This window comes from Vogesella aquatica, assembly GCF_028548455.1.
Lineage (GTDB): Bacteria > Pseudomonadota > Gammaproteobacteria > Burkholderiales > Chromobacteriaceae > Vogesella > Vogesella aquatica.
Genome location: NZ_JAQQLF010000010.1, coordinates 1 through 12815, shown reverse-complemented (window position 1 = coordinate 12815; position 12815 = coordinate 1). Strand labels below are relative to the sequence as shown.

At 60.5% G+C, this 12815-nt stretch carries 11 protein-coding genes; 7 read left to right on the top strand and 4 right to left on the bottom strand.

Annotation, left to right across the window (positions count from 1 at the left end; all coding sequences use genetic code 11):
- Positions 1-339: 339 nt before the first annotated feature.
- The 3 genes from mtgA to PQU95_RS09135 form a co-directional block, all read right to left on the bottom strand.
- Positions 340-1023, bottom strand: a complete 684-nt coding sequence (gene mtgA / locus PQU95_RS09145) for a monofunctional biosynthetic peptidoglycan transglycosylase (protein ID WP_272751836.1) — start codon at positions 1021-1023, stop codon at positions 340-342.
- 3 nt (positions 1024-1026) lie between these two features.
- The gene (gene aroE / locus PQU95_RS09140) at positions 1027-1848 is read right to left on the bottom strand and encodes a shikimate dehydrogenase (protein ID WP_272751701.1); all 822 of its coding nucleotides are present in this window, start codon (positions 1846-1848) and stop codon (positions 1027-1029) included.
- 109 nt (positions 1849-1957) lie between these two features.
- A complete protein-coding gene (locus PQU95_RS09135) occupies positions 1958-2407 on the bottom strand; it encodes a rhodanese-like domain-containing protein (RefSeq protein WP_272751700.1) in 450 nt (149 codons plus the stop codon).
- Between the two features lie 325 nt (positions 2408-2732).
- On the opposite strand from PQU95_RS09135, the gene glnA reads away from it, so the two are divergent.
- The 5 genes from glnA to PQU95_RS09110 all read left to right on the top strand — a co-directional run bounded on the left by glnA (position 2733) and on the right by PQU95_RS09110 (position 8034).
- A complete protein-coding gene (glnA, locus tag PQU95_RS09130) occupies positions 2733-4151 on the top strand; it encodes a type I glutamate--ammonia ligase (protein ID WP_017510235.1) in 1419 nt (472 codons plus the stop codon).
- Positions 4152-4346: 195 nt separating this feature from the next.
- Positions 4347-4796, top strand: coding sequence for a DUF4124 domain-containing protein (locus tag PQU95_RS09125; protein ID WP_272751699.1), 450 nt, complete (start codon positions 4347-4349; stop codon positions 4794-4796).
- A gap of 185 nt (positions 4797-4981) precedes the next feature.
- Positions 4982-6034, top strand: a complete 1053-nt coding sequence (glnL, locus tag PQU95_RS09120; protein ID WP_272751698.1) for a nitrogen regulation protein NR(II) — start codon at positions 4982-4984, stop codon at positions 6032-6034.
- An 18-nt stretch (positions 6035-6052) separates the two neighbouring features.
- The gene (gene ntrC, locus PQU95_RS09115) at positions 6053-7519 is read left to right on the top strand and encodes a nitrogen regulation protein NR(I) (RefSeq protein WP_272751697.1); all 1467 of its coding nucleotides are present in this window, start codon (positions 6053-6055) and stop codon (positions 7517-7519) included.
- The gene (locus PQU95_RS09110) at positions 7516-8034 is read left to right on the top strand and encodes a GNAT family N-acetyltransferase (protein ID WP_272751696.1); all 519 of its coding nucleotides are present in this window, start codon (positions 7516-7518) and stop codon (positions 8032-8034) included. Before ntrC ends, PQU95_RS09110 begins: the two co-directional genes overlap by 4 nt.
- A gap of 65 nt (positions 8035-8099) precedes the next feature.
- Here PQU95_RS09110 and PQU95_RS09105 read toward each other — a convergent pair whose 3' ends face one another.
- On the bottom strand, positions 8100-9023 hold the full coding sequence (locus PQU95_RS09105; protein WP_272751695.1) for a LysR family transcriptional regulator: 924 nt from the start codon (positions 9021-9023) through the stop codon (positions 8100-8102).
- Between the two features lie 101 nt (positions 9024-9124).
- On the opposite strand from PQU95_RS09105, the gene metE reads away from it, so the two are divergent.
- Both metE and PQU95_RS09095 read left to right on the top strand, forming a co-directional pair.
- Complete coding sequence (metE, locus tag PQU95_RS09100; RefSeq protein WP_272751694.1) at positions 9125-11404, top strand: 5-methyltetrahydropteroyltriglutamate--homocysteine S-methyltransferase; 2280 nt, start codon at positions 9125-9127, stop codon at positions 11402-11404.
- A 419-nt stretch (positions 11405-11823) separates the two neighbouring features.
- The gene (locus PQU95_RS09095) at positions 11824-12612 is read left to right on the top strand and encodes a substrate-binding periplasmic protein (RefSeq protein WP_272751693.1); all 789 of its coding nucleotides are present in this window, start codon (positions 11824-11826) and stop codon (positions 12610-12612) included.
- Positions 12613-12815: the final 203 nt, after the last annotated feature.

The window sequence follows — 12815 nt, the reverse complement described above, 5'->3', positions numbered from 1 at the left end:
CTAAATCAGATGAGTAATAACTGGGTAAGTCCATGAGTTAAACCGCGCTCCTGCGCAGCTATCACGAGAGAGGCGGAATTGTAGCATGCAGTGCGGTGGGCAACCAGCGCACACGGGCGTGAAAAACCGGCCAGACGGCGCGGTGGCCTTATCAGGAAAACGCTTGCTTTGCACGCATTGGGCTCAAGGCAAAAGTGTGCCCGGCACACTCACCCGGCAAATCGGTAGCCTGATAGCGTTACCGGTATGGCAACCAGGCCCGCAGCCACTGCCGCACCGGCAAAAAACAAACTGGCTCCGCAAGCGGAGCCAGTCGACACACCGTAAAACCGTTTAAAACTATGGCGTATCGGCCATTGGCATGCGCCGCAAAATGATGCGGGTCTTGCGCGCCAGGCCCGGTGCATTGCGGTGCTCGTCGTAATAACGCGGGTTAGGCACCATGGCGGCCAACTTGGCCGCCTGGCCGGCAGACAAGCGCGAGGCGGGCGTGCGGTAGTAGTAACGCGCAGCGGCCTCGGCACCAAACACGCCATTACCCCACTCGATCACGTTCAGGTAGATCTCGAAGATGCGGCGCTTCTCCATCACCGCCTCCAGCATCACCGTGATCATGGCCTCTTCCAGCTTGCGCCACGGGGTTTTGCGGCCGGACAAGAACAGGTTTTTAGCCAGCTGCTGGCTAATGGTAGAACCGCCGGCCACGATGCGCCCTTGTTTCATGTTCTTCTCGAACGCTGCCTCGATGCCATCCCAGTCAAAGCCTTCATGGTCGACAAACTTGGCGTCCTCCGAGGCGATCAGCGCACGCTTGAGGTTAGGCGAGATACGCTCGTACGGCACCCATTTGTGGCGCAGCTCGGCCTCGGGGTCGTCTTTCTGCAGCAGTGCCAGCTGCTCGGTCATGAAGGCGCTAGCCGACGGGTTGAAACTGCGCCAGTACACGATGTGGCCGAAGATCCACAGGTTGTACAGAAAAAGGGCGGCCAACAGGGCCGCCCCGATGCGTAAGGTCCAGCGCAACACTTAGGCCAGTACCTCGCGCAGCATGTTGGTGACTTTACGCGTTTCCGGCTGCACGTCACGCCAGATACGGAACGACTCGGCCGCCTGCTCCACCAGCATGCCCAGGCCATCGGCCAGCATGCCGGCCTGCTCGCCTTGCGCACGGCGCAGGAAAGGCGTCAGGCCACGGCTGTATACCATGTCGTAAGCCAGCGCACCGGCCGCAAAAATGCCGGCAGGCATCGGTGGCAACTCGCCCTGCAGGCTGGTGGACGTACCGTTGATGACGATATCGAACTGGCGGCCCGCCAGTGCCTCGTAGCCTGTGGCCTCGATCTGGCCCAGGCTGGCAAACTGTGCGGCCAACGCTTCAGCCTTCACCACGGTACGGTTGGCAATGGTCAGCGTAGCCGGTTTCTCTGCCAGCAATGTGGGCAGTACACCGCGCACCGCACCACCCGCACCCAGCAGCAGCACGCGCTTGCCGGTAATGGCTACGTCCAGGTTGTCGACGATATCGCGCACCAGGCCCACGCCATCGGTGTTGTCGCCGTAAATCTTGCCGTCACGGAAGCTCAGGGTATTCACCGCCTCGGACAAACGTGCGCACTCGCTGACTTCCTGGGCAAAACGGAAAGCATCGCCTTTGAACGGCAGCGTCACATTCAAACCGCGGCCACCTGCCGCCACAAAAGCAGATACGACTTCGTCAAACTTGCCGATATCGGCAAACAGCTTTTCGTACTGCAATGCCTGGCCGGTGGCGCTGGCAAATTCGCTATGGATGAAAGGCGATTGGCTATGCGAAATAGGGTTGCCAATTACAGCGTAACGATCAGTCATGATTCACTTCTCTATATGGGGTAAGTCAGGCAAGCCGGTGGCAGCCGCTTGGCCGAAAGCACACTTTGCCTTGTCGGACAGGAAACTGCAACCGCCTGTTGCCACACTGTCAGCCCTGAATCCACGGCAAGCCGGCAGCCTTCCAGCCATTGAGCTGGCCGCGGTGCTGCTGCACGTCACGGTCACCTTCAAAACCTTCCAGTACGTTATATACCTCGGCATAGCCTGCTTCTGCGGCCAACCTGGCCGCTTCGTCCGAGCGCGCACCGCTGCGGCAGATAAACAGCACCGTTGCCCCCTTGTCTACCTGTTGCTGCAGCTGCGTGATAAACGCGGCATTGGGCACCATGCCGGGGTAGCTGCGCAGCTCGATACGCACGGCGTCGGGAACCACGCCGACAAACTGCCACTCTGCAGCACTACGCACGTCCACCATTACGGCAGCGGGCAACCCCTGGCATAGTGCCCAGGCCTCGGCTGGCAACACGGCACCGCTATACGCCAGGCCCAGCTCGCCACCACGGTTGCGGGCGGTGGACAGAATGGTTTCGACAGTCATCTTGCTCTCCTTCAATAGATATGGGCTAAGGGCCACCGCAGCCCATTGATTGTCATCACGACATCACGGCACGATTTGCATAATAATGTGAACCATCATGCAGTGTGACAAGCAGGCAGGCAAGCGTTGCCATGCACCAAAAACGCGCACCAAATTAGCGCACGCACCAAAATAGACCCAAAATAGCCCTGGCTGGCACGCCAACCGGGTGAATGCAGTACCCGAAACCGCGCCAGATGGCTGGCACGGTTCATGCTTTTAGTCCGGCACACCTGTATTTGTGCCATCTCGTTTGATGCACTTAGCTTTTCTCTAGGAGATATCCATGGCGGTTGCAGACGTAGTCAAGCTCATTACCGAAAACGACGTAAAATTTGTCGACTTGCGCTTTACCGACACAATGGGTAAAGAGCAGCACGTAACCATTCCGGCACACGTTCTGCTGGAAGATGCTGACGAGTGGTTCGAGCGCGGCCACGCGTTTGATGGCTCCTCCATTGCTGGCTGGAAAGGCATCCAGGCCTCCGACATGCTGCTGATGGCCGACCCGGCTACCGCCAAAATCGACCCGTTCTTCGACGAGCCGACCGTATTCATGAGCTGCGACGTCATCGACCCGGCCGATGGCAAGGGTTACGACCGCTGCCCGCGCTCGGTAGCCAAGCGCGCCGAAGCCTACCTGAAAGCGTCCGGTATTGGCGACACCGCCTTCTTCGGCCCGGAACCAGAATTCTTCATCTTCGACAGCATTACCTGGGGCACCGACATGTCCGGCTGCTTCGTGAAGATCAAGGCAGAAGAAGCTGCCTGGGCCTCCGCAGAAGAGTTCGAAGGCGGCAACACCGGCCACCGTCCTGGCGTTAAAGGCGGCTACTTCCCGGTACCACCGGTAGACTCCTCGCAAGACATCCGCTCGGCCATGGTGCTGCTGCTGGAAGAGCTGGGCGTACCGGTAGAAGTACACCACCACGAAGTGGCGACTGCCGGCCAGAACGAAATCGGTACCAAGTTCAGCACCCTGACCCAGCGTGCTGACTGGACCCAGATCCTGAAATACGTGGTGCACAACGTCGCCCACAGCTACGGCAAAACCGCCACCTTCATGCCTAAGCCTATCGTTGGCGACAACGGTTCCGGCATGCACGTGCACCAGTCCATCTGGAAAGATGGCAAAAACCTGTTTGCCGGCGACGGCTACGCAGGCCTGTCCGACATCGCCCTGTATTACATCGGCGGTATCATCAAGCATGCCAAGGCACTGAACGCCATTACCAACCCGGGCACCAACTCCTACAAGCGTCTGGTACCGCACTACGAAGCACCGGTAAAACTGGCCTACTCCGCCAAGAACCGTTCCGCTTCCATCCGTATCCCGCACGTAGCAAGCCCGAAAGGCCGCCGTATCGAGGCCCGCTTCCCGGACCCGCTGGCTAACCCGTACCTGTGCTTCTCCGCCCTGCTGATGGCTGGTCTGGATGGTATCCAGAACAAGATCCACCCTGGCGATGCAGCAGACAAGAACCTGTACGATCTGCCGCCGGAAGAAGACAAACTGATCCCGACCGTGTGCGCCTCGCTGGATGAAGCCCTGGCCGCACTGGACGCAGACCGCGAGTTCCTGACCCGTGGTGGTGTGTTCTCCAACGAATGGATCGACGCCTACATCGACCTGAAGATGAAGGAAGTGAACCTGACCCGCATGACTACCCACCCGGTAGAATTTGCGATGTACTACAGCCTGTAAGCGATTCGACCCGCGTACGCTGCAACCCCGCACCGGCAACGGTGCGGGGTTTTCATTTGCTCAGGGCCTGGCAAACCACAGCACGCAGTCAGCCCCAGCTTTTTTGCATTGGCACTGCCACCTGGCAAGAGATTGAATTATCATGCGTTTGCAATGACTATCGCCCATTTCCCTATGCGCCGGACTCTGTTTATCTTGCTCCTTTGCAGCCTATCGCAAGCCCAGGCCAGCACCATTTATCGCTATGTTGATAAAGACGGGCACGTTACGTTTACCAATATGCCGCAGCCAGGGGCGCAGGCCATCTCGATTACACCAGCCAACCCGGACGGAGGTACGCGTGGCAGCATCACGCCACGTAATGGCTCGGTACGCCCACGCGCCCCAACGGCCAACGTAGCGGTACCGTCGGTCGACGCCGGCACGCAACGCAACCGCGACGAAGGCCGCCGCCGCATTCTGCAAACCGAGCTGGATAACGAGCAAAAAGCCTTGAGCGAAGCACGCACCGCTTTGAGTGAAGCCCGACGCAAACCCGGCACCGCTACAGCGCAGCTACAACGCCTGCAAGACGCAGTCACCGATCGCGAGCGCAATATCGATGCGCTGAATAAAGAGCTAGGCCGTAGCGCCGCACCAAAGTAGTGCAGTACACTCACCAAAACGACGCCCCCATCCAGACGCCCTAGTTTGTGCGCCGTTTTGTAGCGTATCCGCCGCCTGCTTGCGCTGCCTGGCAGCCCCTGCGCGGGCGCGGCTTTTGCTAAGACACCGTTAATAGCGGCGCCAGCCTGGTGCCGCTAGCCACACAGGCAAACCGGACCAACACCATGCCCCCACACCCGTACGCCGGACTCGACCTGCTCGATACCCCGGTGATGATTGTCGAGCGCAACGGCCAGCTTCACTACGCCAACCCGGCCAGTGAAAACCTGCTGGGCATCAGCCATAAAGGGCTGAAAAAGCACACGCTGTACGAGCACTTCCACCACCCGCGTGCCTTGAAAAACGCCGTGCAAATGGCGCTGGACCACGCCGGCAGCTTTATCGAGCACGACCTGGAAATCTCGCCGGAAGGCGACCATCCGCTGCATATCGGCCTCACCGTTACCCCCATCGATGGCCCGGTACGCCTGGCGCTGGTAGAGATGCGCCCTATCGAGCAGCAGCTGCGCATCGTCAACGAAGAGCGCCTGCTGCTGCAGCAGCAAGCCAACCGCGAGCTGATCCGCAACCTGGCGCATGAAATCAAGAACCCGCTGGGTGGCATCCGTGGCGCTGCCCAGCTGCTAGAGCACGAAATCGCCGATCGCCCCGAGCTGCTGGAGTACACCGGCGTGATTCGCGAAGAAGCCCTGCGCTTGCAGTCGCTGGTAGACCGTCTGCTGGCACCGCACCGCCGCCACATCGCCAACGACGTGAATATCCACGAAGTACTGGAACGCGTGCGCAGCATCATCCTGGCCGAGTACCCGCACGGCCTGCTGGTAAAACGCGACTACGACATCAGCCTGCCCATGTTGGCCGCAGACAAAGAGCAGCTCATCCAGGTGGTACTGAATATCGGCAAGAATGCCGTACAAGCCATGCAAGGCAACGGCGAGCTGGTTTTGCGCACCCGCGTGGCACGCCAGGTCACGCTGGCGCGAAAGCGTCACAACCTGGCACTAAAATTGCAGATCATCGATAACGGCCCCGGTATTCCGGAAGAAATCCGCAACCATGTGTTCTACCCGCTGGTCACCGGCCGGGCAGAGGGCACTGGGCTGGGGCTGACGCTGGCGCAGACTTTTGTGCACCAGCATGGCGGTACCATCGAATTCGAATCGCGGCCGGGCCATACCTGCTTCACGGTACTGATGCCGTTCGGCCCCGATCAATAAACCACAAGGCGAGCCAACATGACGCAAACGGTCTGGATCATCGACGACGACAAAGCCATCCGCTGGGTGCTGGAAAAGTCGCTCTCGCGCAGCAATATCGCCTACCAGAGCTTTGCCAGCGCCGACGATGCGCTGAACGCCCTGTACGACACCCTCCCCAGCGTCATCATCAGTGATGTACGCATGCCGGGCACCGATGGCCTGAAATTTCTGGGCAAGGTCAAAGCCGAGCACCCTGCGCTGCCGGTCATCATCATGACGGCGCACTCCGACCTGGACTCGGCCGTCTCGGCCTTCCAGGGCGGGGCCTTCGAGTACCTGCCCAAACCATTCGACGTAGACCAGGCGGTGGCGCTGATCGAACGCGCGCTCGCCGAGAGCCGCAGCGGCGATGCCGTTGGCGAAAGCCCGGAAGCCATGCCGGCGCTGCTGGGCCAGGCCCCGGCGATGCAGGACGTGTTCCGCGCCATTGGCCGCCTGTCGCAGTCCAGCGTGACCGTGCTGATTACCGGCGAATCCGGCACCGGTAAAGAACGCGTGGCCGAGGCGCTGCACCGCCACTCGGTACGCGCCAGCAAGCCGTTTATCGCGCTGAACACCGCCGCTATCCCGAAAGACCTGCTGGAATCCGAGCTGTTCGGCCACGAAAAGGGTGCCTTTACCGGCGCGGTGGGCAGCCGTCGCGGCCGCTTCGAGGAAGCCGAAGGCGGCACGCTGTTTCTGGATGAAATCGGCGACATGCCCACCGAGCTGCAAACCCGCCTGCTGCGCGTGCTGTCTGATGGCCACTTTTACCGCGTGGGTGGCCACACACCGATCAAAGCCAATGTGCGCGTGATCGCCGCCACCCACCAGCACCTGGAGGAGCGCGTCAAGCAAGGCCAGTTCCGCGAGGACTTGTTCCACCGCCTGAACGTGATCCGTCTGCGCCTGCCACCGCTGCGCGAGCGCAGCGAAGACATTCCGCTGCTGGTACGCCATTTCTTGTCGCGCAGTGCGGCCAACCTGGGCGTGGAACCCAAGCGCCTGTCCGACAGCGCCATGGCCTTTGTGCGCCAGTACGCCTTCCCCGGTAACGTGCGCCAGCTGGAAAACCTGTGCCAGTGGATTACCGTGATGGCGCCGGGCCAGACCGTGGAAAGCGCCGACCTGCCACCCGAGTTCCGCCTGCCGCCCGACGCGGCGCCGGCCAGCCACAGCCATGAGGCCGATGCCAGCGCGCAGCCCGCCAGCGTGCCATTGCATGCTACGCCAGCCCTGGCCGATGGCGACTGGCTGCAACTGCTGGCACGCGAGGTCAGCCAAAGGTTGGCCGCAGGGGAAACCGGCATCATCGACGACCTGACCGCACGCTTCGAGAGCACCTGCATCAAGAGCGGCCTGGCACACACCGGCGGGCGCAAAGTCGAAGCCGCACAGCTGCTGGGCTGGGGCCGCAACACGCTTACCCGCAAAATCCAGGAGCTGGGGCTGGAGCACGAATGATCACCATCCGCCCCTTGCACACCATCGCCCAGCAGCCGTTGGCCGCACTGGTATTGCTACTGCAAGACAGCGTGCACGGCGGCGCCTCGGTCGGCTTTCTGGCACCGCTAACGCACCAAGAAGCACATGACTACTGGCAGGGTGTTGCGGCAGCGCTGGGCCCGCTGCTGCATTGCTGGGTGGCAGAAGATCAAAGCCGGATTATCGGCACCGTACAGCTGGCGCTATGCGGCAAGGCCAACGGCCGCCACCGTGGTGAAATCCAGAAGCTGATGGTGCACAGCCGCGCGCGTGGCCTGGGTATTGCTTGCCTGTTGATGCAGGAGGCCGAAACGGCGGCGTGGGCGGCCGGTTGCAGCACGCTGGTGCTGGATACCGATAGCACATCGGTAGCGGCCAGCCTCTACCCCAAGCTGGGCTGGGTGCACGCCGGCGACATCCCGGCCTACGCCGCCAGCCCGGATGGCAGCCTGCATACCACCCGCAATTTCTACAAACTGCAGGGCACCCAGTAGCCATTAACGGCCACAAAAAAACGGCACGCCGCAGCTTGCGGACGTGCCGTTTTTTACTGGAGGGCTCAAGCCAGCACGCTCAAGCCGGGCAGCGTGGCAAAACTCTGCTCGCGCACGGTATGCAGAAAATCATGCATATACGCCAGCCCCGCATCATCCTGACGTAATGCCGCGTACAGCTCGCTTTGCAAGCCTGCATCACCGATGCGGGCGCTGGCAATATAGCCGCGGTCCAGATACGGTTTCACCGCCCAGAACGGCATGGCCGCCACGCCACGACGGCTGGCCACCAGCTGGATGATGGCTACCGTCAGCTCCGAGGTGCGCCGGGCGGGATTCACCCCTGCCGGCTTCAATACCTTGCGCACCAGGTCCAGCATGACATCCGGCACCGGGTAGTGGATCAGCGTTTCGTCGGCAAAATCCCCGGCCTGCCACACCGGCTTGGCCGCCAGCGGGTGGTCTTTCGCCATGATCAGCACCATCTCGTAGGCGAACAATGGCTGGTAGACCACGCCATCCTGCGGCTCGGCCTCCGAGCAGATGGCCAGGTCGGCACGGCGCGTTAGCAGCAGGCCTACCGGGTCGGCATGGAAGCCGGACACGATATCCAGCTCCACCGCCGGCCAGTGCTGGCGAAAGGCGTCCATCGCCGGCATCAGCCAGTCAAAACAGGTATGGCACTCCACCGCAATGCGCAGCTCCCCCGCCTCGCCTTCGCGCAGCCGTGCCAGGTCGCGCTCGGCCTGCATCACGCGCGCCGCCACGTCGCGCGCCAGCGCCAGCAAGCGCTCGCCTGCGGGGGTAAAGCGCAGCGGCTGCGTTTTGCGCTCGAACAAGGCCAGGCCGTAAGCCTCTTCCAGCGCTTTGAGCTGGTGCGATAGCGCCGACTGCGTCAGGAATACGCGCTTGGCCGCCTGCGACACGCTGCCACACTCGGCCAGCGCCAGCAGGGTTTTCAGATGGCGGAGTTCCAGCTGGCTTTGCATGATGAATCACCTTAATGGTCAACGTTAAAATAATGAAATTGCCTCATGATTGTAGTTGCCGCATGCTGAATGCACAACATTCATCACGAAAGGCATTCCACATGAGCCAAGTTCATCTTCTGGGTTTCCCCCGCATCGGCGCCAAGCGCGAACTGAAATTCCTGCTGGAGCAATACTGGCGTAGCGACGTCAGCGAACAAGCGCTACAGCACGGTGTACGCGAACTGCGCCAGCGCCACTGGCTGCTACAAAAAGGCGCCGGGGTCGACCTGAGCCCGGTGGGCGATTTCTCCTTGTACGACCACGTGCTGGACGCACAGATTCTGGTAGGTGCCATCCCGCCTCGCTTCGGCTTTGACGCCGCCAAGCTCAGCCTGGCGCAGTACTTTGAGCTGGCACGCGGCAATGCCAGCCAGCATGCACTGGAAATGACCAAATGGTTCGATACCAATTACCACTACCTGGTACCGGAATGGCACGCTAACACCACTTTTGCGGCCAACCCTGCCCCGCTGCTGGCACAGGTGGCAGAAGCCCAGGCACTGGGTCTGAAAGCCAAGCCGGTGCTGGTCGGCCCGCTTACCCTGCTGTGGCTGGGCAAATGCAAAGGCACCGACTTTGATCGCCTCAGCCTGCTGCCAGCACTGCTACGCAGCTACCAGGCACTGCTGGGTGCGCTGAACGACGCGAAAGTGGACTGGGTACAACTGGACGAACCCATCCTGGCACTAGACCTGCCTGCAGAATGGCTAGCTGCATTCCATAACGTCTACCAGACGCTGGCCGATACCCCGCTCAAATTGCTGCTGGCCACCTACTTCGGCAGCGTGGCCGAGCACGCTGACCTGCTGCACAGCCTGCCGCTAGCCGGTGTGCATCTGGACTTGGTGCGCGCACCGGAACAGCTGGCCACCCTGCTGCAAGGTTGGCCGCAAGGCCGCGTGCTGTCGGCAGGCCTGATTGATGGCCGCAATATCTGGCGCAACAACCTGTCTGCCACGTTGGCAAGTGCCGAAAACCTGCGCCAACAGCTGGGCGAGCAGTTATGGCTGGCCCCGAGCTGCAGCCTGCTGCACACCCCGGTAGATCTGGCACAGGAAGTACAGCTGGATGTGGACCTGAAGAGCTGGCTGGCGTTTGCAGTACAAAAGCTCAACGAACTCAAACTGCTCAAACGTGGCCTGCTGCAAGGCCGCGACAACATCAGTAACGAGCTGGCCGCCAGCGACTTTGCCAGCCAGCAACGCCGCCAGCACCCGCGTATCCACCGTGCCGACGTCAGCGCGCGCCTGGCCACACTGCCGGCCGATAGCGATCGTCGCCACAGCCCCTACCCGGCACGCGCCGCCGCGCAGGCTGCCTGGCTGAAGCTGCCGCTGCTACCCACCACCACCATCGGTTCGTTCCCGCAGACCGCCGAGATCCGCAGCGCACGTGCCGCCTTCAAACGCGGCGAGCTCGATGCCGCGGCTTACCAACAAGCCATGAAGGCTGAAATCGAGCTGGTGATCCGCAAGCAGGAAGCACTGGGTATCGATGTGCTGGTGCACGGCGAAGCCGAGCGTAACGATATGGTGGAGTACTTTGGCGAGCAGCTGGCAGGCTTTGCCTTTACCGAATACGGCTGGGTGCAAAGCTACGGTAGTCGCTGCGTAAAACCGCCATTGATTTTTGGCGACGTCGCCCGCCCGCAAGCCATGACCGTGGCCTGGTCGGTGTACGCCCAAAGCCTGACCCCGCGCCCGGTGAAAGGCATGCTCACCGGCCCGGTGACCATCCTGCAGTGGAGCTTTGTCCGCGATGACCTGCCGCGCAGCGAGGTGTGCCGCCAGATTGCGCTCGCCATCAACGACGAAGTACTGGACCTGGAAAACGCCGGCATCAAGGTGATCCAGATCGACGAGCCCGCCGTACGCGAAGGCCTGCCGCTAAAGCGTGCCGACTGGGATGCCTACCTGGCCTGGGCTGGCGAAGCGTTCCGCCTGTCGTGCGCCCGCGTCGATGACAGCACGCAGATCCACACCCATATGTGCTACTCGGAGTTCGGTGACATCCTGCCGGCCATCGCCGCACTGGACGCCGACGTGATTACCATCGAAACCTCGCGCTCGGACATGGCGCTGCTGCGCGACTTTGCCAGCTTTGCCTACCCTAACGAAATCGGCCCTGGTGTGTACGATATTCACAGCCCGCGTATTCCAGCCGAACACGAACTGGAAAAGCTGCTCAGCAAGGCCCTGGATGTGATTCCGGCCCAACGGCTGTGGGTAAACCCCGACTGCGGCCTGAAAACCCGCGGCTGGCCCGAAGCCGAAGCCGCACTGCAGCGCATGGTGACGGTCACACAGTGCCTGCGCAGCAAACTGGCCACTACCGTGTAAACGTCAGCGGCATATAGCTTGGCCGGCCAACAAGGTATCACTGCGAGCAAGCCAAGTTAAGACTTGAGTCAATTCTCGCCCTGGCTTGCAACACCCTCCATTTGCCATGCAAACGGAGGGTGTCATGCCTTATTTCATTGCCAGATGCACACCATGCCAGCCTGCTGCCATCGCGCAAAGCTTGCATAACCATACTTCACGCAAGCAATTCGGCAATACTTCGGTCAACGTTAGCTACAGCGCATAAGATGAAATGCCTGCCACGCATCTGCACAAGCGAATCGCAAATAGCAGTGCTGCGGCCAAGACTGGCAAGTATTCACTATAATCAGCCCTGACATGATGCATTTACGCCTTTCCATTGCCGGGGAGGGGCCGTCCATTGCGATCAGTCGCCAGCAGTAGCAAAAGGAGGCTTGATGGGCGTTCCCTTGGCTAGTTGTGCCTTCGCAGTGTTTACGCTGGTATTTTCTGCCCGGGAGGCCTGCGCGATAGACGCTCCGGCACTGCGCTATTCCGGCAACCCCGACTACCCGCCCTATCACTGGTGCCATGACCATCGCAGCTTCACCGGTGCCAGCGTAGAACAGCTGCAACGCATTCTGCCTGCCAGGGTAAAACTGCTTCCGCAGCTTTACCCATGGAAACGGGTCTTACAACGTGCCGAAAATGGCCAAATAGATATTATCCTGCCCTTGCGTATCAATGCTGACCGCGCCCGCTATCTACGCTTCAGTCAAACCCCTGCTTTCGAAAACCCCATTGCTGTTTTTGTGCGCAAGGACAAGCACATCCTCTACGATGGCTGGCATAGCCTAAAGTCGTATCGTGGCGGTATCAGCCTGGGCGACATTTTCGGCGATGGCTTTGACGAGTATCTCGCCGCATATCTCACCGTAGAAACCGCATCAGACATGGCCAGCAATTTCAGAAAACTTGAACTTGGCCGCATCGACTACTTTGTCACTGGCAGGTATGTCGGCATGGCTTATCTCAAAAAAAGACAACTTGCCGACATCATCACAGATCTGCCCAACCCGGTCTCTGTCAGCAAAATTCATATAGGTTTCGGCAAGTTTGTACCGGATGACGTGATCAACGACATAGACAAGGCCTTGAGAAAAATGGCCGATAGCGGAGCATCTACAGCATTACTCAAAAAATGGGTCAATATATATGCTGAGAGTAAAGGCAGTGATTGTTTCTAACCCTGACATAAAGCCCGCACTCGCGGGCTTTATGTCAGGGTCGGCAGGCTGCGGCCAAGGTTGGCCGCGGGGTGGTGCGCGGTATTTTCGCCGCACCAAAGCACAAAGCCCAGCTCGTCTGAGCTGGGCTTCGGTATCGGGCGTCTGGCGGTGTCCTACTTTCACACAGGTATCTGCACTATCATCGGCGCTGAGGCGTTTCA

Excerpts from the sequence above, each read along its gene's own strand:
- PQU95_RS09095 (WP_272751693.1), top strand. The coding sequence starts at position 11,824 with ATGGGCGTTCCCTTGGCTAGTTGTGCCTTCGCAGTGTTTACGCTGGTA.
- glnL (WP_272751698.1), top strand. The coding sequence starts at position 4,982 with ATGCCCCCACACCCGTACGCCGGACTCGACCTGCTCGATACCCCGGTG.
- PQU95_RS09110 (WP_272751696.1), top strand. The coding sequence starts at position 7,516 with ATGATCACCATCCGCCCCTTGCACACCATCGCCCAGCAGCCGTTGGCC.
- metE (WP_272751694.1), top strand. The coding sequence starts at position 9,125 with ATGAGCCAAGTTCATCTTCTGGGTTTCCCCCGCATCGGCGCCAAGCGC.
- glnA (WP_017510235.1), top strand. The coding sequence starts at position 2,733 with ATGGCGGTTGCAGACGTAGTCAAGCTCATTACCGAAAACGACGTAAAA.
- aroE (WP_272751701.1), bottom strand. The coding sequence starts at position 1,848 with ATGACTGATCGTTACGCTGTAATTGGCAACCCTATTTCGCATAGCCAA.
- PQU95_RS09105 (WP_272751695.1), bottom strand. The coding sequence starts at position 9,023 with ATGCAAAGCCAGCTGGAACTCCGCCATCTGAAAACCCTGCTGGCGCTG.
- PQU95_RS09135 (WP_272751700.1), bottom strand. The coding sequence starts at position 2,407 with ATGACTGTCGAAACCATTCTGTCCACCGCCCGCAACCGTGGTGGCGAG.
- ntrC (WP_272751697.1), top strand. The coding sequence starts at position 6,053 with ATGACGCAAACGGTCTGGATCATCGACGACGACAAAGCCATCCGCTGG.